The sequence below is a fragment of the Candidatus Liberibacter americanus str. Sao Paulo genome, from assembly GCF_000496595.1.
Lineage (GTDB): Bacteria > Pseudomonadota > Alphaproteobacteria > Rhizobiales > Rhizobiaceae > Liberibacter > Liberibacter americanus.
On record NC_022793.1, the window covers coordinates 348,326 to 373,188 of the forward strand.

Below are 24,863 nucleotides of genomic sequence, written 5' to 3' on the forward strand. Positions count from 1 at the left end.
TTTTTTAAAATTTATATTTATTTGTTTAATTATCGCAATTATTTACAGATAGAAAAGGAAAGTTAAATATCATGGAAGTAAAATTGGCATTTACGGATATTCCCTCTACTGAAAGTGGAGGATTAGCGATTCTTTTAAAAACTAATTCATCCGATGCAGCAGGACTTTCATATTCTAATTTTAGAACTGTTGTTAAGCGTGCTGCAACTGTTAAGAATTTTACAGGAGAATACAGATCAAGTTTAAATATTCTTACTCCTGAGGATTGTTCGAGAGATCGATTGGTAGTTTTGGGGATAGGTGATCCAGATGGGGACAAGGACTTTTCTTGGTTAAAAGAAGGTGGCAATGCAGTATCTCTTTTAGAAGAAGAGAAAAATGTTGAAATATTTGTCGATTTACCCATGTATTCTATAACAGAAAAGCAAATCAGAGATTTTGCTCTAGGCTTCATGTTGAAAGCCTATTCTTTTGATAAGTATAAGACTACTAAAAAGAAGAGCGACTCTTCAGTTAAACGAACTGGCATAACTTCTGTCACCATTATAACAAAAATTGCTAATAGGACTAAGCATATTTTGCAAGATATTAACGCTATTGTTAATGGTGTTAATCTAACTCGAGATCTAGTTAACGAGCCGTCAAATGTTTTGGGGACGGATGAGTTTTGTGATAAAGCAAAACAACTTAGTTCTCTTGGGGTAGAAGTAGATATTCTTGATAAAAAAGCTATGGAAGCACTAGGGATGAATGCTCTTTTAGCTGTATCTCAAGGTTCTGTTCGTCCTCCATACTTGGTAATTATGAAATGGAATGGTGGCAAAGAATCTGACCTTCCTCTTGCTTTTGTTGGGAAAGGAGTTGTGTTTGATAGTGGTGGCATTTCTATCAAGCCATCTAATTCTATGCAAGAAATGAAGGGTGATATGGCAGGAGCTGCTGCTGTTACTGGTTTTTTTAGAGTTTTGGCAGAGAGAAAAGCAAAAGTTAATGCTATCGGTATTTTAGCACTTGTTGAGAATATGCCAGATGGTTCTGCTCAACGTCCTGGTGATATAGTTAAATCTATGTCTGGTCAAACTGTTGAAGTTGTTAATACTGATGCAGAAGGAAGGCTTATTATTGCAGATGCATTGTGGTATTGTAATGATCGTTATAAACCATGTGTTATGATTGATTTAGCAACTTTAACAGGGGCAATCGTTGTTTCCTTAGGCAATGTTTATGCAGGTTTATTTTCTAATGACGACGCATTATCTGAACAGTTGCTTTCAGCAGGTCTATCAACAGGAGAGATTTTATGGCGCATGCCTATGGGGAAATCTTATGATAAATTGATTGAAAGCAAGTTTGCTGATATGAAAAATGTTGGAGAACGTGGCGCTGGATCTATTACTGCCGCTCAGTTTTTAGCAAGATTTGTACAAGAAACTACTTGGGCTCATATAGATATTGCTGGAACAGCAACGAGGGACAAATCTGACGATATTAATCAATCTTGGGCATCTGGATTTGGAGTTCGTTTATTAGATGAGTTCGTGAGAAGTTTTTATGAGAAATGACGGAATTTATTTTTTATCGAATCCATGATGATTGGCGAATTCAATTTTATAAATTATTACATAAAATTTATAATAAGGATTATGTAATTTCTGTTCAATGTGGTTCTGAATCAGTGCGTGACTCGTTGAATGAGTATTTATGGAATTATAAAGCAGATAGTTTTCTGCCTCATGGTATTGATACAGGAGAAGAAAGTGAATTATCTACTTTTCAGCCTATTCTTTTGACTGTAAATGGAGATAATGCTAATTCATCTACTATACGTTTCTTTGTTGACAAGGCTTTGATGTGTAATGATGATATTGGTAATTATGAAAAGATAGTTTTTATTGTAGATTATAACGATAAAGAGAATCGTGAATGGGCTCTAAAGAATTTGCTTAGTTTGAAAAATAATGGATACGAACCTACTATTCATCATAATGCTAGTGGTACTTGGAAAAAATTATAATTACTATATCAATATATTTATATCTAATAATATATGCTGTATTCGTTATTTTAATTTAGTAAAAATATAAGTTTTAAATAAATAAAGAATATCTTATTTATATGATATATGGTTTTGTTAGTATATAAAGAAAGGATGTATACATATGGCTGTAGAAAGAACTTTTTCAATGATAAAACCTGATGCTGTAAAACGCCATTTAACTGGCAGTATGATACAGAAATTAGAGGATCATGGATTAAATATCATTGCATCTAAACTTGTTTGGATGACTAAAACTCAAGCAGAGGGTTTTTATCATGTTCATAAGAATCGTCCTTTTTTTGCAGAATTAGTACAAACAATGATTTCTGGTCCGGTTTTTTTACAGGTTCTTGAAGGAGAGGACGCTGTTCGTAAAAATCGTGAAATTATGGGAGATACTGATCCGCAAAAGGCTTCTGATGGAACAATTCGTAAAAAATATGGTATTTCGATAGGTGAGAATTCAATTCATGGCTCGGATTCTTTAAAAACCGCGGCAGAAGAGATATCTTATTGGTTTTCCGTAAGTGAAATTGTAGGTTGATCTTATTATACAGATCTTTTATACTATCAAAAAAATAAAAAGAGCGTAAAAAACTAACTAAAGTGCTGCAGCCGAATATATCCTCCATAATATTATTATCTACTTTATCCTATTATTTTTTGCATTTTCTGATAAATTAGTTTTATAAAGAAAAATATATAAATTAAATAATATGTTTATATAAGAGATAGTTTATATGAAGAAAAAAGAATTACATTTATCATTGCCGCTTCAACTAGCAAATAACTTCAACACTTCCAAAAAATAGAAAGATATTAATAGCTAGTCGCAATTTTTCTATTTGCGTAAAATTATTGTTTTTCATTGCCATTAATACCGATACTAAATAAACTTTGTAATAAGTCCAATATTTTATAAGTTAGATATTACCAAACAAAGATAATTAAACATACTATTTATTTTTTAAATCAATTTTATTGCTTTTATTATAAACGGAATCTAACATTTCCTGCTGTTCTTTATTATTCTTTCTTTTTGTTAAAAGATCAAAAAGTAGATGAAGAGAAATTCCTAAAACAATCATAAAAATTAATATACACGACAAGCTATTACAAGTAATATTCATAATTTCATTCCTTCCAAAATATTTGAGTATTTTATTTATTAACAAACAGTTTACAGTACTTTCCTATTTTATTCAACTTTGTAATATTTAATTGTCATATGAGCCCAATAATAGGATTTATTAATTGATGATTTTAATATTTTATAATATCGCTAATCGTTATAGTTTTATTTGAAATGAGAAAATTTACATCGTAATAGTTAATCCATGCTTGATGCTCTTTATCTATAATTGACTGTTTATATTGAATAACAAGATTGTAATATGATATAATAATTTTATGTAATTTCAAATGTTGTATAGCTAAATTGAATTTAAATTATTTTTTATAATTAAAGTATTTGCTGAACTTTTTCTTTCAAAAATGTAAATAACTGCTAAATAACTATTATGAAAAATAATATCTATATGTTTATTTATCATAAGTATAATTTGTGGAAAGATATAAATACCTTTTTCCCTTCCATTTATTATTAATCCAAAAAAGATTAAGTATCATTTTCATTCAGTTTAGATGAATGCAAGTGTTTTTAACTTGTATTTTCAGCAGGAGTTATCAAATGTGACGTTACATACCTTCGAATAAGTGATTTTCCTATGCTAATATTTATAATTTTATTCTAAACGTTTTTACTCGGCCTTATATTCAGCTTCAGATTCATCTTCTAGACGTTTTTGCTCAGCTTCAACGTCACGTTTAGCTCTTGTTTTTTATCTTTTTCTTCATTTAATTGTCTTTCTGGACTTTTACATATTGATAATCAATAACAATGACTTTTTATATCTTTTTATTATATAATTAATTTATTTTTTGTTGTTTCATCCTTAAAATATACATTATATATGCGTAATATCTATCTATCTATCTATCTATCTATCTATCTATCTATCTATATCATCAGTTTACAATTAAATATTGTTATTATTATTTGTTATATTTTTTATATGTCTGGCTGTTTTATTTAGCCGTGATTAATTAAGTTTTTTATATTCTTATTGATTAAGAGTATGATTTATATCTAACTAACTTATTCTATAAAATTGAATTGTTTTCTATTATAGCGTCTAGCTGATGATTGCAGATAAGTAATAAATCTTATTACGAGTTTATTAAATATTAAAATTTTATTAATATTTATTATAAAAAATATTTACGATAAATAAGTAACGTTCTTAAAGTTATGGCTACATTTCATTAAATTATAACACGAAGCAATGACATTCTCTAAGATTATATTTTGAAAAATAACTCCTAAATAATAAATATTTATTTTATGCCTATATGTTTATTTAATGTATCTTGATCTACTTTATTTTCCCATTTGCTTATGACCACTGTAACAACTGCATTACCAATAAAATTTGTTACAGATCTACATTCTGATAAAAATCTATCTACTCCCAAAATTAATGTCATCCCTCCAATAGGCAATGTTGGGAACATAGTTATAGTTGCTGCTAATGTTGTAAATGCAGCTCCTGTTACTCCTGCTGCTCCTTTTGATGAAATTATTGCAATTAAAAGCAGAGATATTTGTTCTTCTATACTTAGGGCAATATTAGTTGCTTGTGCTATGAATAATGCTGCTAGTGTTATGTAAATGTTGCTTCCATCTAGATTGAAAGAATAACCGGTAGGAACGGTAATACTTACAACTGATCTATGGCATCCAACTTCTTCCATTTTTTTCACTAATCCTGGCAATGCAGATTCTGATGAGGATGTGCTAAAAACCAAAAGTATCTCATCCTTCAAATAAAATATTAATTTCATTACAGAAAAATTGCATAATCTTGCTACAATTCCTAGAATAATTAAAATAAAGAATGCAGAAGTAGCATATAAGCAAACTATTAGATAAATAAGGTTGGAAATTGAAGATAAGCCATATTTCCCTATTGTAAATGCCATAGATCCAAAGGCACCTACAGGAGCGAATTTCATTAGTATCGATACCATTTTAAAAACAGGCAAATTCATTTCTTCCAAAGCATTCCTAACATTTTTTGACTTCTCTCCAACTAAAGATAGAGAAATTCCAAATAATAAAGCTACGAATAATGTTTGTAATATATTGCCAGATGTCAAAGCGCTTAGAAGAGTTTTAGGAATAATTCCTTTTATAAATCCTATAAAAGTTTCTTCATGTTTTGAGTAATTCCCAGAATTACTCATTTCCGTATCTAGCGATCTCAAGTCTACATTCATTCCTGCTCCTGGCTTTGCTATATTTGCTACAAACAATCCAATAATAAGTGCAGACATTGAACATATAAAAAATACTAGCATTGACTTCCAGAATATCCTGCTAACCCCTTGCATATTGGTCATACGAGAAATACCAGTTGCAACTGTAAGAAATATCACAGGCGTTATAAGCATTTTTGTTATACTAATGAATATTTCGCCTAAAGACTGCATTTGTATGCCTATCTGCGGATAAAAATAGCCCAGTGAAACTCCAGTGATAATTGCTATAACCACTTGCAGATAAAGATGTTTATATAAGGGAATAGAAGCCTTTTTGCTAATATTTATTGATTTTTCCATAATTAGCCTCCTATTATATAGGCATATAATAAACAATCTATGATGCCATACATTTTTGTATAATTCTTAAATTAAATACGATATAATCATAGCACATTGGCATATATTTTGAAAAAAATCTATAAAAAATTACTATGCTAGTTTTTATATCAATATAAATATATTATATTTTAGTTTTTCAATTATATTATAATTAAAAAACTGTAATTCATTATGTTTTTGTAATATTTAATATCAATATGGCAGTATATTGAGTTTATAAAATAAATATGAAACTTGGTATTTTTATTAGCAATTTTTTATATTCCATTGGTAAGATTATGCTAAATATTAGTTTTGATTATATGATACTAAAAATTATGATAGACTGATAGTTATAATATTTTGGCATTAAACTCTTTTAATTCCACATAGGGATATTATTTGAAAATTATTTTTTAAACTGTGTTTGTTTGCATATATCAGATATTATACACAATTGGCATTTTGGTTGGCGAGCCTTACAAGTATATCGTCCGTGTAGTACCAGCCAATAGTGAGCGTGATATATATGTTTTTTAGGAATAATTTTCATCAATGAGTTTTCTACTTTATCAGGGGTTTTGCCTGGTGCTAATCCTATTCTATTAGCAATACGAAATATATGAGTATCAACTCCAATTGTTGGCATTCCAAAAGCCATTGATAAAATTACATTAGCACTTTTCCTGCCTATTCCAGGAAGTATCATTAATTCTTCCATGTTTTGTGGTACTTTGCTGTTAAATTTATTTATGAGAATATTAGATAAAGAAATAATATTTTTTGCTTTGTTGCGATATATTCCGATAGTTTTTATGTAATTGCGAATTTTTTCTTCTCCGAGTGAAAGCATTTTTTCTGGTGTTTCAGCTATATCAAATAGTGATTTCGTTGCTTTATTGACGATAACATCTGTGGATTGAGCTGAAAGTAATACCGCTATTAATAATGTGAAGTGGTTTATATAATCCAATTCACCTTTTGGAGAGGGCCACTTTAAAGAAAAACGATATAATATTTGTTCTAATTCTGCTTCATTATACAGGCATCTTGGATTTTCTTCTTTTTTAATACTATTTGTTTTCCTTGATAAAATCATTATTTTCGTCAACTATATAAAGATTAACATAAATTGATTCATATGATATCTGGGATTAAAGTAAATTTTATTTTATGATGTTAAATCATATAAAATTTTTTAGATTTTTTTGATTTTTATTATAATTATGTGAGAAGTAATGCTCAATTTTTATTTGCCCTGTCTTGCATGAAATCAGGCATATTTTCTCCGAACCCTATACAATCAACTTCATTTTCTTGATTATTATTATTGCATCCTGTTTCTGAAAAATTTGTTTTTAAGTGGCTATTTGATGATTTATATATAGCTTGTTTTTTCCTTATGTGAGGAATAGATGAGGGTTTTCTTGTTGTTTTAGAACGTTTTTGTTTTGTTTTTTCTTTGTTTTCTGAAGTCGAGGATAAGCTTGATAGATCTCCATTTAGCCATCCAATTTTTTTTTCTATAAGATCCTCAATGTCAGTAACATACTTATCGTCTTCATTTGTTACAAGTGTAAAAGCTTTTCCTGTGCGTCCAGCGCGTCCTGTGCGTCCAATTCGGTGGATATAATTTTCAGCACGAGTTGGAACGTCAAAATTGAATACATGTCCAACATCGGGAATATCAAGTCCTCTTGCAGCCAAGTCAGAGGCAACCATTAGCTTAATATTTCCTTCTTTAAAGCTATTTAATATTCTCATGCGTGATCTTTGATCCATATTGCCGTGAATGGAGCACGCAGAAAAACCATCATTCTCAAGCGAGTGGAATAGGGATATCACATCTTTTTTTTGGTTGCAAAATATAATCGCATTTTTAATTTCATTTTGATCGCGAATTAATTGCTGCAATATTTGATATTTTTTGGAGTATTGATTATGTGTTGCAACAAAGCAGTGTTCTATGGTTTCAGCAGTAGAATATGGTGAATTAACTTCAATTAATTTGGGATTTTGAAGAAATTTACGAGATACTTTCTGAAGTTCTTCTGTCATTGTTGCTGAAAATAACAGGGTTTGGCGTGTAAAAGGTATTAAGTTATTAATATTTTCAATATCTGGAATGAAGCCCATATCAAGCATTCTATCTGCTTCATCAATCACCAGTATTTCAATATTGTTCATTAACAATTTTCCTCGATTGAAATGATCAAGTACCCTACCTGGAGTGCATATCAATACATCAGCGCCTCTATCTAATTTTTTATTTTGTTTTTCAAGAGGAAATCCACCTATTAGAAGAGCGATATTCAAGTTATAATTTTTGCCATACTTTTCAAAATTATCTGCAACTTGTGCGGCAAGTTCTCTTGTAGGCTCTAATATAATGGTTCTAGGCATACGAGCACGAGCTCTACCTTTTTCAAGCAGTGTAAGCATTGGTAATACAAAAGATGCCGTCTTACCTGTACCCGTTTGCGCTATTCCGCATACATCGTGTCCTTGAAGAACTAAAGGAATAGCTTTAGCTTGTATTGGGGTTGGATGAATGTATCCTGCATCTGATACAGCACAAACAACTTTCTGGCTTAGGCCAATATCAGAAAAATTCATAAAAAATCTCTATCAAAATAAAAAAAAGAATATGCAAGAAAAAACCATTTGTTCAGCATGATCTATTGTGTTAAATGACTGATATCATAGTATTAATCTTTTATCTTGTCTATCAATATATTTATAATACTTATAACTTAAAAATAGTAAACTCAAAAATACTTAATTTATAATATTGTAAAATTACAAGCAATATTATTTTTAATTTTACTTCAAGTTATGCTTGGGATCGAGATATTCTAGGGGATCTATTGCTACAATATCTTTTCTAAGTTCAAAATGCAATTTAGGTTTTTTTGTATTTTTACTATTTCCTGAAAGTGCAATCGTTTGTCCTCTGATAACCTTTTGTCCTTTTTTAACATATATAGCATTTAAATGACCATATACGGTTGACATGGAATTATTATGGCATATCACAACTGTATTTCCTAGCTCTCTAATATCACTTCCTGCATAAATTACAATACCATTTTTTGCTGACTTTATTTGTGTATCAGGTGGGGTGAATATATCTATTCCATTTTTATTTCTAGAAAAGGTAAATTTATTACTCATAATTGGCCAAATATATTTTGTAAATTGTTGATCTTTATCTGAAATATCATTGGGTGTTTTTTCTATTGAATAGCTATTTATCACATGATTTTTATCAGATATAATTTTAGGATTATTTTTATTGTCAAGATCATTAGTACTTTTAATTGTTCGAGCCCTTGGTATCATGAAATATGGATATATGTTATTTTTTAAAGTATGATTACTTTTCTTATTTCGTTTAGTATTTATCTTGGTAATAACTTTATTTTTTCTTTTTTCTTTAATATGATGTATTTTTTTTTTTGATCTTTTTGTTTTATATAATTTTTATAAAGATCAAATAAAAATTGTGGCTTTGGATGAGTTTTGTTTATTTGTGAATTATAATCTTTTACAGGTTCAGCGGATGCATTTTGATTATAAAATATAGATATAATTGCAACTATTATCTGTATGAAGCGATTAGTATGAGACGAATACAAACTATTTATGAATTTGCAAACTAAGTTCACTATTATTGCCTTCCCATCGCTGTATTTATCTTCAATATTAAAATTGCATTTAACATAAAGGGATAGTAATAGTCCACGCATCATTAAAACAAATATTATAATCATCTTTGATGTGTTTTAATGATAATTATAGTTAATATATTATATAAAATATTTCCATTTTTATAAATAATGTTTAATTATAAAAAATGAAATATTTTTTACTTTTATCTATATCTATAAAAAGATGCTTATAAACGTTTGAATATCTAAAATATAATTTTAGATTACATATTTATATTTTAATATTACTAAAACTATATTTAGGAATATTTTATGCTTTAAAGTTCTATTTTTGCTTTTATTATGCCGTTTATAAAAGATGATTTTATTGATGCAATTCCTTTTTGTGAGAATATTTAATGGCAAATACATTAGTGCTATAGTGTGCTTGTTACTGTTAGTAAGACTGGTGAAGCTTCAACTTTATCTCATGAGAAGTATATTTAAGACTTTTTAGTTATGCGTAAATGAATCTGCTGATCGTGTTACCATTATGACTGTAGATGGTTTTAACAATATTAGGATCATATTTATTTTGCTATACATTTATGATGGTTTTTTCATTTTATGTATTTTTTGCAGATGTATTTTACAATAAATAATATAATTTATATTTTTTGCCATAAAAATTTTGCACTTAATTATAACATCTAGTTAGAAATTGACTATTGCCTTGTTATAGTTGTTGTTGAACTTTACTATCAAATTACAGACGATAAATTCACAATAATATACATATCAAGGGTGTAAAAGTAGTTTTTAACATTCATGATTTATTATTTTTAGATTATATCTTAATTGGAATATCAATATTATTTTTGGAATCGTAATCGGTAATATTAGTTTTAATTGGTGTAATCGATATCATATTATTTTTTATTGCAAAAGCATCAGATTTGTTGCACAGGTTTTCTAGATGATCATTAAATTCTAATTTATAATGAGCTAAATCTGAATCTTTGGGAACTTTTTTTGCATCTATTGAAAAGCATGGATTTCCTTGCTCAGTCATTATCGCCTTGACAACTTTTTCCGGTTTGCAACTTGGAAAATTAATGTTGAATAGAGTTGTTTTTGGAACATTTAACTTAAGTAATTGATCTATAATATTAGGGGCAAATTTCTTTGATACTTCCCAAGGAATCATCTTTTCATCGACATAGGCTTGGCTAAGCGCTAATGAACTTATTCCTTGTAATGATCCTTCAAATGCAGCTGCTAATGTGCCCGAATATGCTATATGATTTGCAGTATTGGTTCCAATATTTACTCCAGATAATATTAAATCAGGCTTTTTGTCAGATAATTGATGAAGAGCTATTATAACACAATCTACAGGGGTTCCTCTTACTGCAAAACATCTATCTCTTACCATACGACAGGATAAACTTTTATACATTGTCAAAGAATTAGACAGACAACTCTGATCCATTTCTGGAGCGCATATCCAGATGTCATCTGATATGCTTCTAGCAATTTTTTCCAGCGCGACTAATCCTTCAGATCTGATTCCATCGTCATTAGTTAGTAATATTCTCATTAATTTACTCCAAGAGGTAATTGTTTTTCTATTACTTTTAAATTATTCATATATTTTTGTAAAACAGTTGGTACAGTCACAGATCCATCTTCATTAAGATAATTTTCTAAAATTGCAATTAAGCAACGTCCAACTGCAACTCCAGACCCGTTTAGTGTATGAGTGAACTTCAAAGACTTCTTTTGTATGTCACGATATTTAGAATTCATGCGCCTTGCTTGAAAATCTCCGCAATTAGAACAAGAAGAAATTTCACGATAAAGATTTTGACCAGGTAACCATACTTCTATGTCATATGTTTTTCGCGCACTAAATCCAAGATCACCTGAACATATAGAGACTACACGATAAGCTAGCTCTAATTTTTTCAAAATTTTCTCAGCACATGATGTCATTCGTTCGTGTTCTGTAATTGAACCTTCATCATTGGTTATAGAGACTAGTTCGCATTTCCAAAATTGGTGTTGTCTTAGCATGCCTCGCGTGTCTCTGCCAGCTGAGCCAGCTTCTGATCTGAAAGAAGGAGTCAAAGATACAAAACGTAATGGCAATCTATCAATATCAATTATCTCATCTGATACAAGATTAGTTAAGCTAACTTCAGCAGTTGGAATTAGCCAACGTCCATCATTTGTACAAAACATATCTTCTTTGAATTTTGGTAGCTGTCCTGTTCCATACATAGCTTTATCTCGCACCAACAATGGAACAGATACTTCGGTATATCCATGCTCCAATGTATGAACATCTAACATAAATTGACCTAATGCTCTTTCGAGTAGGGCAAGATGATTTGTCAATATAGAAAAACGTGCTCCTGATAATTTAGCGGCACGTTCAAAATCCATCAATCCCAGTTCTTCACCGATTTCAAAATGACTTTTTGCAAGATTAAACTTAAATTTTCTTTTCGCCTCTAAATGACGTAATATTACATTTTCTTCTTCGCTTTTGCCTATAGGAACATCTGCCATTGGGATGTTGGGGATATAAGAAAGTATTTTATTAAGTGATGAACTTATTTCATTTTCTTCTTTTTCCAATAATAGAATTTGCTCTTTTATATTTGATACTTCTGCTTTGAGTTTATTTATAATATTTGTATCACCTTCAGATATAGCTTGGCCAATTTTTTCAGAATTAGAGTTTCTATTGGCACGCATTTCTTCAATTTTTTTTATTAAAGAACGACGCTTTTTGTCTAAGTTTACAATGTGCTCAGCATGCTTTTCAATACCGCGCTTTTCTAAAGCTATATCAAGATCTTTTGGATTATTACGAATCCATTGTATGTCTAACATAGTAGATTCCTATTTATAATCTGATAATAAAACACTATATTGCCTGTTTAATTGATGATGAATACCATTTTCATAGGATACAAATATTTGCTGATCAAATTTATTGTTTATCATATAGAATAGGACACTAAATAAGGCAAGACTGATTTCAAAATAGTAATTTGTTAGATATTTTTTATATTAATTACATATTATTGTTTTTGATTATCTTCATCAATAGACAAGATTTTATCTGACTGTTTTTTGCTTTTTTGCTTTTTGCTGTCATTCATATCTCCTGTAAAAACACTTAAAAAGTTTCTCCCTATTTTTTCGCATAAAAATTTAGGATTGCGTAATAGGGTTAATAAACTTTTAAAATTAATACAAAATATTATGCATAAGGCAGCAATGATTGATATTTCAGTCCAAGATATACGAAACATTTGATATTTTTATCCTTACGATATTTTTATTGTTACTAATGATATTTGATATTATATCCTTGCTTTAGTATAATATACACTATGTTATCATAGTTTTGCTCACTATATGATATATTTAATATTAAAACTTGCTATATCATTTTATTTATTACCTATAATCCATAAATTATTATAAACTTTTTATAGTATATAATTAAAAAATGATATTATCGGGGAATTATTTATTCTGAATAATTTTTTAATTAATTAATAATAAACGCTTTTTTATTTAATCAAATCAATTATTTGATATGGCGTCCTTTAACCTTAATAATAAAAATACCTTTTAAGCAGTATTTATAGTCATTATTGTGCTCTATATCCTCTTATGAGAGGCATAATACTATAAGATAAAGTTTTAGAGCGTGGTTTATATTATGAAAATAGACATTTTATTAAAGGATACATTTGATTATCTTGAAGAAGAAATAATTAAAGCCCTTGTAACAAGTTTAATTGAAGATAGAAATATAATTTCCAAAGTTATATATAAGGAAAGAGCTAAAATTCGTAAAAGAAAATTAATATAGAATGTATAAACTTATCTATTATCAATATTATATAATTATCTGTATCTTATTTTATAATCTTGCTATATCTCTTTTATAAAATTTCCTGAGATTTTTTATTATAAGTATTATTTTCTATATGATAGGTGCATTATAGTATTATATATTGTTTGAGCTCTTTTCTCGAATGCTTTTGCAAAATAACGAAAAGATCTATCAAATATCTTCCTGAGCATCATATCAAATATCCGGTTTTTTAATTCGTATTTTATAGAGAAATGTACTATGCATCCACCATTAGGGCTGTCTTCAAAATACCAGTGATTTTCTAAAAAATTAAATAGGTTTTTTACGTGTTCAACGACTATTCTATTTTGATCTTTTTTGATTGTTACTTTCGTAACTAATATTTCTTGCATCCCCATGTATCTTATTTTCATGCTAGCTATTATAACTGTGTTTGTATCTATTTTTTCACGATAATCTATAATTAATTCTTTGCAAAGTGGCACAAACTCAGGATATTTTTCCACATCAGCTACTATGTTAAACATTTGTTTTGGACTGTATCCAACTATACGATCAGCTGTAAAATAATGCATTATATGAACTAGTTAATTTCTAATCTTTATTACTTATTAGGTAAAATTATATTTTTCCAATTATGCAAGAACTTTAATCAGACTATTATTTTTTTATAGCCACAAGTTGTTTTTCACGAGATTTTTTCAAACGTAAGAAATCATCTCCTGCATGATATGAAGAACGGGTGAGAGGGCTTGAAGAAACCATCAAAAAACCCTTTGAATATGCTATTGTTTCATAGGACTTAAAATCTTCTGGAGTTACGAATGCTTCTACTTTATGATGTTTGCGTGTTGGTTGTAAATATTGGCCCATAGTTATAAAGTCAACGTCTGCAGTACGCAGATCATCCATTAATTGTAATATTTCATTTCTTTTTTCCCCTAAGCCAAGCATTATCCCAGATTTGGTAAAAATATTTGGGTTTAATTCTTTTGCGCGTTGTAAAATGCGTAGGGAATGAAAATAACGAGCGCCAGGACGTACGGTAAGATAGTTAGAAGCAACTGTTTCAAGATTATGGTTAAATATATCTGGTTTAGCTTCAATTACTTTTTCTAATGAATTAGGTTTTCTTAAAAAATCAGGTGTTAGAACCTCAATTGTTGTGGATGGAGAAGATTTTTTAATAGAAGAGATTACTTCTGCAAAATGCTGAGCGCCGCCATCTTCAAGATCATCTCTGTCTACTGATGTAATAACAACATGAGAAAGATTCATAGATTTGACAGCGAATGATATATTATTAGCTTCATTTGGATCTATTGCTTTTGGTTTTCCTGTTGCAACATTGCAAAATGTACAAGCTCTTGTGCAAATTGCACCCATTATCATAAAAGTGGCATGACTTTTACTCCAGCATTCTCCTATGTTGGGACAGCCAGCTTCTTCACAAACAGTTGTTAACTTTCTAGATCGTACTATATCGTAAGTTTTTTTATATCCTATTGATACAGGGGCACGAACACGAATCCAATCGGGTTTATGCATAATCTCAGTATCAGCTTTATGCATCTTTTCAGGATGTCTAAACCTGTTTTCAGCATTTTTGACACCATCCATAGATTTTATTTTATTGCCGATTGTGTCGAAAACTGTAACCATAAATCCTCCAATATACGAAGTATTTTTTAATATAATAAACCAAGGATCTGTTTCTTGTAACAAAAAATCAACCTATAGCTTAGTTTTATCAATGAGAATAAAAATTCAAATCACATAATTATGATATACTTTATATCATTCATAAATTTATCTTTACTACTACAGATAGACATCAATTGGTATAAGATTAAAAAGTTAACTAATGTAATAGTTTATACATTATTAACAGCTAAATTTGCATTAAGAATGTATAACTCTATTATATGCATCAAGAACACTTTCTTTCATTGCTTCTGAGATCGTTGGATGTGGGAAAACAGTATGCATTAACTCTTTTTCAGTCGTTTCTAGGTTCATAGCTATAGCAAAACCATGAATTATTTCTGTCACTTCTGCTCCAACCATATGTACACCTAATAATTCACCTGTTTTTTTATTAAAAATAGTTTTTATCATTCCATAATCTTCTCCAAGACTAACAGCCTTGCCGTTTGCTGATAAATTATGTTTGCCAACTCTAATTTCAAAACCTTTGTCTCGTGCACTTTCTTCAGTAAGGCCAATAGATGCAACTTGCGGATTACAATAAATACATCCAGGAATTTTGCTTTTATCTAAAGGATGTACATCTTTTATTCCAGCAATTTTTTCAACACATATTATTCCTTCATGCTCAGCTTTATGAGCTAACATCGGAGTTCCAGCTACGTCTCCGATGGCGTAAATCCCATTAATATTAGTATGTCCATAATCATCTACAATAATACATCCATTTTTGGTTTTTATTCCTAATTTTTCCAGCCCAATATTCTCAATATTTCCCTGAACTCCAGCTGATAATAATATTCTATCTGCTGACATTGAAGAACATACGCCGTTTTTATCTTCTACTTGGATAGATACTGAATCATTCATCGTTTTTACATTAGAGACTTTTGATTCTGTCAATATTTTTATGCCTTTATCTTGGATAGATTTCTGAACAAAATTGGAAATTTCTGAATCTTCTGCTGGCAAAATACGTTCTTTTACTTCTATAATAGAAACATCAACATTTAAAGATCTATAAAAGGAAGCAAATTCAACTCCGATCGCTCCAGATCCTATAACGATCAGGGATTTTGGCGTTTTTGTTGTTTTAAGAGCGTCAAAATATGTCCATATTAAGTTGCCATCAGGGTTTATTCCTGGAATAGTTCGTGGACGAGCTCCTGTGGCAATAATGATATGATTTGCTGTATAAACGCCTTCTCCTAAAACTTTTTTGGGCATTGGATGTTGTGGATGAGCTGGTGGTTGAGAAGGTTTTGTTACTATAATTTCAGATTTATTTTGTAAAGTTGCTTTTCCCCAAATAATGTCTATCTTGTTTTTATTCATTAAAAACTCTACACCACTGTTTAATCTTTTTGAAATGTTGCGAGAGCGTTTTATAATATCTTGAATATTAGCCTCTATTTTGCTATCAACGTTCAAGCCATATTTTTTTGCATTTTTGATGTGATCAAGTATTTCGGCAGAACGCAATAGAGATTTGGTTGGGATACAACCCCAATTTAAGCAAATTCCTCCCAAGCTATCGCATTCCACAATAGCAACCTTAAAACCAAGTTGTGCTGCACGTATGGCGGAAACATATCCGCCAGGTCCTGCACCAATAACAATTAAATCATATGATTTTGACACCATTCCTCCACTTCCTATATTGAAGCAATATAATATAAATTCAAAGAATATGTAACAAATTCCTATTGCATCAACATCCAAACAGGATTTTCTATGTATTTTTTGAAGACAGATAACAATTTTGAAGCAATAGCACCGTCAATTGAACGGTGATCTGCTGATAGATTTACATTCATGATAGTTGCAATTTTTATTTTATCATCTTGAATTATAGGTTTCTTTGTGCCAGCACCTACAGCAAGTATAGTTGATTGAGGAGGATTTACTATTGCAGAAAAATTCTTTATACCAAACATTCCCATATTTGATACAGTAGTTGTTCCTCCTTGATATTCTTCTGGCTTAAGCTTCCTTTGCTTAGCGCGCTGGATTAGTTCTTTTGCCTCAGATGAAATTTCAAAAATACTCTTTTGTTCTACTTTGCGTATGATTGGAGTCACTATTCCTTCAGGAATGCTTATAGCAAAGCTTATGTCAACATTTTTATGATGTATCATGTAATTATTGGTCCAGGATACATTTGCTTCTGGCACTTGTATCATTGCTAATGATAATGCTTTTAAAATCATATCATTAACTGAGATTTTATTATAATTTTCCTCATTATCTACTTTATCTTTAGCATTCATTTGTTCTCGTAAACGGAGCAAGTCATCAATATTACAGTCAATAGAAACATAAAAGTGAGGTATGTTTTGTTTAGATTGCAGAAGTCGATTAGCTATGGTTTTGCGCATATTATTATGATAATTGATTTCATAAGAATCTTTCGCAAATAGATGATTAATATCATCAGAAGATATTTCGGCTTCTTTCACATCTGGATTCGTCATTCCTGATAAATATTTATTAGGAAAACTATTTTCAATAAAACGCTCAATATCCTTTTTTATTATTCTTCCGTTAGGACCAGATCCAGATATAGATGCAAGATCAATTTCATATTCGCTTGCAAGACGTCTAGCAAGTGGAGAAGAATTTATGTGATTTACGTGTTGCACAATCTTATCTTCTGCTTTTTTTATATTAGAAATGTTAGAGTTAGCAGTAGAGGTGAAAGATTCACTTTTTGATTCAATATGATCTACCTTAGGTGTAGTAAGGGAGGAGGATGTTATATCTCCATCGGAAATGAAGGTTAGTATCGGAGTGTTTACTTTAATATGTTCCGTTTTTTCTGGGACAAGTATCTCATGGACACATCCCTCATCTACAGCTTCGACATCCATTATCGCCTTATCTGTTTCAACCTCGCAAATAATATCTCCCGGTTTAAAGCAGTCACCTTTTTTTACCGACCATCTTTCTAATTTTCCTTCTTCCATAGTGGGAGATAAAGCAGGCATATTTATTGTATGTTTCATAGTACTTTATGTTCTCGCTTTTCGTTTATAGCATACTGATTCAATTGCTTCGATTATTTCATTTACATTAGGAAGAGCTAATTTTTCAAGATTTACAGCGTATGGCATCGGAACATCTTTGCCTGTTACTGTTATGATGGGAGCGTCAAGATAGTCAAAAATTTCTTTTTGCACTCTATTAGCAATTTCAGATCCAACTGATGACTGAGGATATCCTTCTTCAACAGTTACTAGTCTTCCGGTTTTTTTTACTGATTCAAATATTGTTTTCAAATCCATTGGCCGAATTGTTCGAAGATCTATTAATTCTACATCTATTCCTGAATTTTCCAGCTCAGATATTGCTTTTATTGCATATGTCATACCAATTCCAAATGAAACTAATGTTATATCATTCCCTGTACGGTGAATTCGTGCCTTCCCGATTGGAATAACTAAGTCTTCTACTACTGGAACTTCAAACTTTTTTCCATATAGAACTTCATTTTCAAGAAAAACAACAGGATTAGGATCGCGAATAGCGGCTTTCAAAAGTCCTTTTGCATCAGAAGCTGTATATGGCATAATAACTTTTAATCCTGGTATATGACTGTACCATGCCGCATAGCATTGTGAATGTTGTGCAGCAACACGTGATGCAGAGCCATTAGGTCCTCGGAATACTATAGAAGTTTTTATTTGTCCACCGGACATATATCTAGTTTTAGCAGCAGAATTAATAATCTGATCAATTGCCTGCATTGCAAAATTGAAAGTCATAAATTCTACAATTGGCTTTAATCCTGTAAAGCTTGCTCCTATTCCAACACCTGTGAATCCATGTTCAGTAATAGGTGTATCAATTACTCTATCAGCGCTAAATTCTTGTAGAAGCCCTTGGGTTACTTTATAAGCTCCCTGATATTCTGCAACCTCTTCTCCTATAATAAAAACATCTTTATCTCTATGCATTTCTTCTTTCATTGCATCTCTAAGTGCTTCTCTTACAGTAATTGATATTGTCGGCGCATTGATATCAAATTCATGCTCACTTAAATCTGACTTATTTAATGGATTTATAGTAGATTTTTTATGGTTATTAGAATTGATTTTTACATTATCCTCATTGGATAAAGTCTGGGTATTATCCTTTGAGCTTTCGATAGGCTTCATTGATTGTTCTAATTTAAAACTTTCGATATCGGCATCAGCATCTCCCTCTTGTCGAATGATGGCAATAGGGGTGTTTACTTTTATATCTTGTGTGCCGCTTGGAATAAGTATTTCTTCAAGTATTCCTTCTTCGACAGTTTCAACATCCATAACTGCTTTATCGGTTTCTACCTCGCAAATTATATCGCCTGGCTTTAAATTGTCTCCTTTATTCTTTTTCCATGCTGAAATATTTCCAGCTGTCATTGTTGGAGAAAGAGATGGCATTGTTATTAAAATTGGCATTTTTTACTCCTGCTTCATATCAGTATATCTGAGTGGAGCTCAGAAGTATCGGGTTCTTTATCTAATTTTGCGAATTCTACACTATCATTTATGATACGACGTACATCAACTTCTATCTTTTTTAGATCATCTTCACTTGCCCATTTTTCTTCCAGTATTTTTTTACGTACTTGCTCAATTGGATCATGGTTAGTGCGGATATCATCCACTTCATTGCGACTGCGGTAAGATGCAGGATCGGACATAGAATGACCTTTATATCGATATGTAAGCATTTCTATTATAATCGGACCATTGTTTGCACGGCAATATGCAACAGCTTTATCCATAGTTTCTTTTACAGATTTTACATCCATCCCATCAATTTGTATTCCAGGAATGTTAAAGGATATTCCTCTTTTTGAGAAGTTAGTTTGTGCAGATGATCTTGCAACAGAAGTTCCCATGGCATATTGATTGTTTTCGACCACGTAAATCACTCCGAGTTTCCACAGTGATGCCATGTTAAAGCTTTCATAAACTTGTCCTTGGTTTGCAGCTCCATCTCCAAAACAAACTACGCTTACTCTATCAGATTTTCTATACTTATTTGCAAAAGCAATTCCAGTTCCAAGGGAAACTTGAGCTCCTACAATTCCATGTCCTCCATAAAATCCTTTTTCAGTAGAGAACATATGCATAGATCCGCCTTTTCCTTTTGATATGCCTCCTTGTCGACCGGTCAATTCCGCCATAACTTTTGATGCTTCTACTCCACAAGCTAGAATATGACCATGATCTCTATAGGCTGTAATCATTTGATCTCCTTCTGAAATAGCCATCTTAATGCCAACAATGACTGCTTCTTGACCAATGCATAGATGGCAAAAACCTCCTATTAAACCCATGCCATATAACTGCCCAGCTTTTTCCTCAAAACGACGGATTATCAACATTTCTCTATACGCTGATAGAGTTTTTATACTATCAAATTTAGAAATTTTGATATGTTTAAAAAACGGTATATCTGCTATAGAATCTCTACATCCTTCAGGAAAAATCGATGTATTAATAGCCACTAATTTTGTACCTCCAACTTCACTCTTTACTATGCATATGCTGGTAGCCTTATAATATTATAGAAAACATCTTACGAATAAAATCAAAGAGTTTTTTATATAATGGACTAATGTTCGTACATTCTTTTTACAAGCAAGAAATTATACTTGCCACTAAGAATCTTCGTCGAATAAAATAATCTCATCATTACGAGATAAGTTAAGATTATATCTTGCCTTTTCATCCAAAACATCTTTTTCAAGGGAACCATCGCTCATTAGTTTCACCTTATGTTCTAATTTTTTGCGGGTTTTTTGCGCTTCTAGTAGAATTCTTTCTTGCCTTATAATAGAATTTTCTAGGTGTTTATTCGCTTTCAAGCCATAATCTCCCCTTATAGCATGATTGCTAAAATAAACTATCAAAGAAAATGCAAAAACACGAAATATCGTGGTGTATACTGTATTTTTTTTATAAAATTTATTCCGCATAATATATAAAAACTTTTTGCAAAATGTTCATTAAATATAATACATGCTAAAATACATATAAATAAATAATAATTAGAGTTAAGTTAATTTTTTATTCTTAATTCATATGGCTGCATTTAATAATATATTTGATTTTTTGTCTATAATAGAACGTCCGGCAAACTTTGCCTGTTCCCCAAGATTTTCTTCAATACGTATTAATTGATTGTATTTTGCAAGTCTATCAGATCTTGACAGAGATCCTGCTTTAATTTGCCCGCAATTGGTTGCAACTGCTAAATCTGATATCATATTATCTTCTGTTTCTCCTGAACGATGAGAAATAATGCTGCGATATCCCGCTCTATGTGCTTTTTCAACAGTGTTAAGAGTTTCAGAAACTGATCCTATTTGGTTTGGTTTAACTAGTATTGAATTGGCGATTCCTGAACTAGTCCCTTTGTATAAACGTTTTGGATTAGTGACAAAAAGGTCATCCCCCACTAATTGACAGCGTGATCCTATCTTATCGGTTAGAATTTTCCATCCATCCCAATCATCTTCATGCATTCCGTCTTCTATAGAATAGATAGGATAACGATTGATAAGATTTTCGAGATAATCGGACATTTCATCAGGCTTCATTTCTAGATTTTCACCTGCTAAAATATATTTGCCATCTTTAAAAAATGCAGATGCGGCACAATCAAGAGCTATAATAATATCTTCTCCAGCAGTATATCCTGCTTTTTCTATGGCATTCATTATTAAATCAAGTGCGGAAGTCGTGGTTTTTAGATCAGGAGAGAAACCGCCTTCATCTCCTACATCTGTGCGATATCCTTGTGATTTTAATTCTTGTTTTAAAGTATGAAATACTTCTGCGCCCATGCGTATAGCTTCACGTATATTTTCTGCGCTTACAGGAGCAATCATAAATTCTTGAAAATCAATTGAATTATCAGCATGAATACCGCCGTTAATAATATTCATCATGGGTACTGGAAGAATATTAGCATTACATCCTCCTAGGTATTGATATAATGGAAGATCAGAGGATTTTGCTGCAGCTTTAGATACTGCGAGCGATACTCCAAGTATAGAATTAGCTCCAATGCGAGCTTTATTAGGAGTTCCATCCAGATCGATCATTTTATTGTCAATAAGCAGCTGATTTCTGGCATCGCATCCAGATAATGTTTTCCGAATATCATTATTAATGATTTCTACTGCTTTAAGTACTCCTTTCCCAAAATATCGTTTTTCTTTATCACGTAATTCGCAGGCTTCATGGATTCCTGTAGATGCTCCAGAAGGGACCATGGAACGGCCTTTGCTGCCGTCTTTTAGGCATACATCTACTTCAACGGTTGGATTGCCGCGGCTATCAAGCACTTCTCGGGCGATAATGTCGTTAATGATCATTATATACTCTCCTAATTAGTTTTGTAGATTGTTCATAGATAGCCACTGATTTTTATTTATGCGTATTTTAATCAATCTCTACAGTAATTCGATTATATTGTCGATAGCTATCGTTTAATGCTGCTATTTGGATATATAATATAATTTATTTAATCCGATGGTTTATATTATATATACAACAATATAAACAGGGGAAAAATTATTTATTCTAAAAATATATTCAATATTTAGGTGAGTTTTTTATTGTTAAGATTATAGTATTATTTTATATGTTCGCAGAAATTAAATTCATTTTTCTATTTGCAATAAGTTTTTATGGATTGTTAATATTACTTTGGATATAACAGGAATAATTATATTTTAGAATTTAATATTAGTATAACAATTTTCATTGTTTCTATTTTAAATAAATTGTTTTTCAATCTTTTGATTTCTATGCTTATTCCATGGTAAAAATATATTTTCTATTGCGTTATTTACAATAAAGACTGGTCTATCTTGTTTGTTTTCTTTTGATAAAATTTTTATTTCTAAAGAGCCTTTCTTTTGTAGCATTTCTGGATCAATGAATAATGAAGCTTTACATAATTTAGGCTTCATGTCTTTTATTGTGGTTATTATTATATCAGATAGTTGGCATATTAGTTGCATATTTTCTTTTCTTTTAATTGTGCTTATAATTGAGCCTTTACTATGTCCAAGGCAAAATGATTTATTGAAACAAATAAATTTTTTCTCAGGCATTGATTCAATCATTTCTTCTATATCTTGTAGACCTATTTTTTTTGATTTTACTTTTTTTATTAGTGGGCCTTCATATATTGGTGCTTTAAGAGATGATTGCCATTGTGATAATATGAAATTATTCGGATTTAGTTGATTGGAAATCAAGGTGTTTTTATCTAGAAAGGCTACAAGTTTTCCATTTTTTGCAATGATAATATCAGGATTTTTATAAGATGGAAAAAACAATAAAATAGGAGTTGCAATCGTCAATATTGCTGTTCCTATGTGTCTTATATTTGTTTTTAGAAGTGTTAATATTAAGAAGCCAACTATTGTGACGATAAATAGTGTTGATGATATTTTCCCTGTGCAAAAATTATCCCCTATGTTTGCGATTTTATGTGCTACTATAATTATTAAATCTAGTCCCCATCCCATTACATATAAGGGGATTCCATCCAAAGAAAAAAATATTAATGGTACAGCAATAATCCCTGCTGGCATTACAATAAAGGATAAAATTGGGATAGTGATAATATTCGCAATTATTCCGTATATTGGCATGCAATGAAAATGCTTGATTAAAAATATTGATGCTGATGCGCTTCCTATCAAAGATGTAAGGAAAATAACTTTAAAAAAATTGACTATTGCAGTTATAATTATTCCTTTGTCTGGAAGAATTACAAGTAAGGGATGTGGTGTAGAGATTTTTTTTTGCCATATTGAACTGCTTGCTATTAATGCTGCAGTTGTAGCAAATGACATTTGAAAGCTGGCTCCCATTACTTCTGATGGGAAAAAGCATATAATTACAATTGCTGTTAATGCTATGCTACGCAATCCCATTAAATGTTTGTCAAATATATAAGAGATTAATGTGATTATTACCATGAAGTAGGCTCTTTGAGCTGATATGCTTGCGCCTGATATTAAAAAATATGCTGTTACCGTAATAAGCGCTCCCAAAGAAGCTATTTTTTTAATTGGAAATTTTTCTGCAAAAATTGGGAATGAGGAAAATATTGATCTCATAACTAGAAAAAAAAGACCTGCTGCTATAGTCATATTTATTCCAGAAATTGCTATTATATGTGCTATCCCTGATTTCTGTAGGTCGTTTATTGTTTCTTGAGATATTGCACGGCGTTCGTCAGTTACAAGTGCCGCGGCAAGCGCACCTGTATCTCCAGGAATCTTTTTACGAATATATATTCCTATGTTCGTTCGTATTTCGTTTAAAAAAGATTTTATTTTAAATAATGGCTGTTCCCAAATATTATTATCATTTTCTAAATATGATCTTGGTATAGAATAAAAGAAGCCGGTGGCGCTTATTCCTTTATAATAATTAAAAAAACTAGATTCAAAAAGTCCGGACAAGGCTGGTCCAGGTGGTGGTGATAGGCTTGCAATACCTTCGATTATTTCCCCAGGTATAAAGTGTTCATGTTTTTTGTTTACTGAAACTATAACATTTTGTCGAATAAGGTCTGATTTATCGCCTCTTATTTCAATTACTTGGACTAAATAGTGCCATTTATCTCCTTTTGATGGCTCTCTCCATTTTACTAATCCTTTTAAATTTGTTGTTATTGTTTCAGAAAGTATAACTGTTGTATTTCGTTCTGTTTCGATAGCTGCAAGCATCATTCCTATCAAAAAGTATGTTATTGCACTGAATATGAGGACTAAATTAGGATTTAAATGCCTGATATTTAATCATATGATAACCGTAATAATGCAACTTATTATGATTGTTGG

The 24,863-nt window shown here is 30.6% G+C and carries 19 protein-coding genes and 1 pseudogene; 3 read left to right on the forward strand and 17 right to left on the reverse strand.

Going from position 1 to position 24,863, the window contains the following annotated elements:
- Positions 1–71: 71 nt before the first annotated feature.
- The 3 genes from LAM_RS01490 (at position 72) to ndk (ending at position 2,582) form a co-directional block, all read left to right on the forward strand.
- Complete coding sequence (locus LAM_RS01490; RefSeq protein WP_007556930.1) at positions 72–1,562, forward strand: leucyl aminopeptidase; 1,491 nt, start codon at positions 72–74, stop codon at positions 1,560–1,562.
- Positions 1,559–2,014: a DNA polymerase III subunit chi gene (locus tag LAM_RS01495; protein ID WP_007556931.1), complete on the forward strand. Its 456-nt coding sequence runs from the start codon at positions 1,559–1,561 to the stop codon at positions 2,012–2,014. The genes LAM_RS01490 and LAM_RS01495 overlap by 4 nt, the downstream gene beginning before the upstream one ends.
- A gap of 145 nt (positions 2,015–2,159) precedes the next feature.
- Entirely contained in the window at positions 2,160–2,582 is a 423-nt protein-coding gene (gene ndk / locus LAM_RS01500; RefSeq protein ID WP_007556933.1) for a nucleoside-diphosphate kinase, read from the forward strand.
- Positions 2,583–2,994: 412 nt separating this feature from the next.
- Here the strand turns inward: ndk and LAM_RS05340 are convergent, their stop codons facing one another.
- The 17 genes and pseudogenes from LAM_RS05340 to LAM_RS05345 form a co-directional block, all read right to left on the reverse strand.
- Entirely contained in the window at positions 2,995–3,168 is a 174-nt protein-coding gene (locus LAM_RS05340) for a hypothetical protein (protein ID WP_023466201.1), read from the reverse strand.
- Positions 3,169–4,435: 1,267 nt separating this feature from the next.
- A complete protein-coding gene (dctA, locus tag LAM_RS01505) occupies positions 4,436–5,719 on the reverse strand; it encodes a C4-dicarboxylate transporter DctA (RefSeq protein WP_007556934.1) in 1,284 nt (427 codons plus the stop codon).
- Positions 5,720–6,149: 430 nt separating this feature from the next.
- On the reverse strand, positions 6,150–6,839 hold the full coding sequence (nth, locus tag LAM_RS01510) for an endonuclease III (RefSeq protein ID WP_007556935.1): 690 nt from the start codon (positions 6,837–6,839) through the stop codon (positions 6,150–6,152).
- A gap of 143 nt (positions 6,840–6,982) precedes the next feature.
- Positions 6,983–8,356, reverse strand: a complete 1,374-nt coding sequence (locus LAM_RS01515) for a DEAD/DEAH box helicase (RefSeq protein WP_007556936.1) — start codon at positions 8,354–8,356, stop codon at positions 6,983–6,985.
- A gap of 207 nt (positions 8,357–8,563) precedes the next feature.
- Positions 8,564–9,082: a M23 family metallopeptidase gene (locus tag LAM_RS01520; protein WP_041185273.1), complete on the reverse strand. Its 519-nt coding sequence runs from the start codon at positions 9,080–9,082 to the stop codon at positions 8,564–8,566.
- 1,155 nt (positions 9,083–10,237) lie between these two features.
- Positions 10,238–10,990, reverse strand: a complete 753-nt coding sequence (gene surE, locus LAM_RS01530; protein WP_007556938.1) for a 5'/3'-nucleotidase SurE — start codon at positions 10,988–10,990, stop codon at positions 10,238–10,240.
- Positions 10,990–12,291 carry a serine--tRNA ligase gene (serS, locus tag LAM_RS01535; RefSeq protein ID WP_007556939.1) on the reverse strand — a complete coding sequence of 434 codons (1,302 nt, stop codon included), beginning with the start codon at positions 12,289–12,291 and terminating at the stop codon, positions 10,990–10,992. Before serS ends, surE begins: the two co-directional genes overlap by 1 nt.
- Positions 12,292–12,482: 191 nt before the next feature.
- The gene (locus LAM_RS01540) at positions 12,483–12,716 is read right to left on the reverse strand and encodes a hypothetical protein (RefSeq protein WP_007556941.1); all 234 of its coding nucleotides are present in this window, start codon (positions 12,714–12,716) and stop codon (positions 12,483–12,485) included.
- A 676-nt stretch (positions 12,717–13,392) separates the two neighbouring features.
- Positions 13,393–13,866, reverse strand: coding sequence for a type II toxin-antitoxin system RatA family toxin (locus LAM_RS01545; protein ID WP_007556942.1), 474 nt, complete (start codon positions 13,864–13,866; stop codon positions 13,393–13,395).
- An 85-nt stretch (positions 13,867–13,951) separates the two neighbouring features.
- Positions 13,952–14,953, reverse strand: coding sequence for a lipoyl synthase (lipA, locus tag LAM_RS01550; protein ID WP_007556944.1), 1,002 nt, complete (start codon positions 14,951–14,953; stop codon positions 13,952–13,954).
- A 240-nt stretch (positions 14,954–15,193) separates the two neighbouring features.
- The gene (gene lpdA / locus LAM_RS01555) at positions 15,194–16,639 is read right to left on the reverse strand and encodes a dihydrolipoyl dehydrogenase (RefSeq protein WP_007556945.1); all 1,446 of its coding nucleotides are present in this window, start codon (positions 16,637–16,639) and stop codon (positions 15,194–15,196) included.
- A gap of 62 nt (positions 16,640–16,701) precedes the next feature.
- The gene (locus LAM_RS01560; RefSeq protein ID WP_007556946.1) at positions 16,702–18,003 is read right to left on the reverse strand and encodes a pyruvate dehydrogenase complex dihydrolipoamide acetyltransferase; all 1,302 of its coding nucleotides are present in this window, start codon (positions 18,001–18,003) and stop codon (positions 16,702–16,704) included.
- A 6-nt stretch (positions 18,004–18,009) separates the two neighbouring features.
- Complete coding sequence (locus tag LAM_RS01565; protein WP_007556947.1) at positions 18,010–19,440, reverse strand: pyruvate dehydrogenase complex E1 component subunit beta; 1,431 nt, start codon at positions 19,438–19,440, stop codon at positions 18,010–18,012.
- Positions 19,441–19,454: 14 nt separating this feature from the next.
- A pseudogene (gene pdhA, locus LAM_RS01570) lies at positions 19,455–20,411 on the reverse strand (pyruvate dehydrogenase (acetyl-transferring) E1 component subunit alpha); the annotation flags it as partial.
- A gap of 240 nt (positions 20,412–20,651) precedes the next feature.
- The gene (locus LAM_RS01575) at positions 20,652–20,969 is read right to left on the reverse strand and encodes an FtsB family cell division protein (protein ID WP_007556949.1); all 318 of its coding nucleotides are present in this window, start codon (positions 20,967–20,969) and stop codon (positions 20,652–20,654) included.
- Positions 20,970–21,071: 102 nt separating this feature from the next.
- Entirely contained in the window at positions 21,072–22,373 is a 1,302-nt protein-coding gene (eno, locus tag LAM_RS01580; RefSeq protein ID WP_007556950.1) for a phosphopyruvate hydratase, read from the reverse strand.
- A 402-nt stretch (positions 22,374–22,775) separates the two neighbouring features.
- Complete coding sequence (locus LAM_RS05345; RefSeq protein WP_023466206.1) at positions 22,776–24,752, reverse strand: ComEC/Rec2 family competence protein; 1,977 nt, start codon at positions 24,750–24,752, stop codon at positions 22,776–22,778.
- Between the last annotated feature and the right edge of the window lie 111 nt (positions 24,753–24,863).

Excerpts from the sequence above, each read along its gene's own strand:
- LAM_RS01490 (WP_007556930.1), top strand. The coding sequence starts at position 72 with ATGGAAGTAAAATTGGCATTTACGGATATTCCCTCTACTGAAAGTGGA.
- LAM_RS01495 (WP_007556931.1), top strand. The coding sequence starts at position 1,559 with ATGACGGAATTTATTTTTTATCGAATCCATGATGATTGGCGAATTCAA.
- ndk (WP_007556933.1), top strand. The coding sequence starts at position 2,160 with ATGGCTGTAGAAAGAACTTTTTCAATGATAAAACCTGATGCTGTAAAA.
- LAM_RS05340 (WP_023466201.1), bottom strand. The coding sequence starts at position 3,168 with ATGAATATTACTTGTAATAGCTTGTCGTGTATATTAATTTTTATGATT.
- dctA (WP_007556934.1), bottom strand. The coding sequence starts at position 5,719 with ATGGAAAAATCAATAAATATTAGCAAAAAGGCTTCTATTCCCTTATAT.
- nth (WP_007556935.1), bottom strand. The coding sequence starts at position 6,839 with ATGATTTTATCAAGGAAAACAAATAGTATTAAAAAAGAAGAAAATCCA.
- LAM_RS01515 (WP_007556936.1), bottom strand. The coding sequence starts at position 8,356 with ATGAATTTTTCTGATATTGGCCTAAGCCAGAAAGTTGTTTGTGCTGTA.
- LAM_RS01520 (WP_041185273.1), bottom strand. The coding sequence starts at position 9,082 with ATGATACCAAGGGCTCGAACAATTAAAAGTACTAATGATCTTGACAAT.
- surE (WP_007556938.1), bottom strand. The coding sequence starts at position 10,990 with ATGAGAATATTACTAACTAATGACGATGGAATCAGATCTGAAGGATTA.
- serS (WP_007556939.1), bottom strand. The coding sequence starts at position 12,291 with ATGTTAGACATACAATGGATTCGTAATAATCCAAAAGATCTTGATATA.
- LAM_RS01540 (WP_007556941.1), bottom strand. The coding sequence starts at position 12,716 with ATGTTTCGTATATCTTGGACTGAAATATCAATCATTGCTGCCTTATGC.
- LAM_RS01545 (WP_007556942.1), bottom strand. The coding sequence starts at position 13,866 with ATGCATTATTTTACAGCTGATCGTATAGTTGGATACAGTCCAAAACAA.
- lipA (WP_007556944.1), bottom strand. The coding sequence starts at position 14,953 with ATGGTTACAGTTTTCGACACAATCGGCAATAAAATAAAATCTATGGAT.
- LAM_RS01560 (WP_007556946.1), bottom strand. The coding sequence starts at position 18,003 with ATGAAACATACAATAAATATGCCTGCTTTATCTCCCACTATGGAAGAA.
- LAM_RS01565 (WP_007556947.1), bottom strand. The coding sequence starts at position 19,440 with ATGCCAATTTTAATAACAATGCCATCTCTTTCTCCAACAATGACAGCT.
- LAM_RS01575 (WP_007556949.1), bottom strand. The coding sequence starts at position 20,969 with ATGCGGAATAAATTTTATAAAAAAAATACAGTATACACCACGATATTT.
- eno (WP_007556950.1), bottom strand. The coding sequence starts at position 22,373 with ATGATCATTAACGACATTATCGCCCGAGAAGTGCTTGATAGCCGCGGC.
- LAM_RS05345 (WP_023466206.1), bottom strand. The coding sequence starts at position 24,752 with ATGATGCTTGCAGCTATCGAAACAGAACGAAATACAACAGTTATACTT.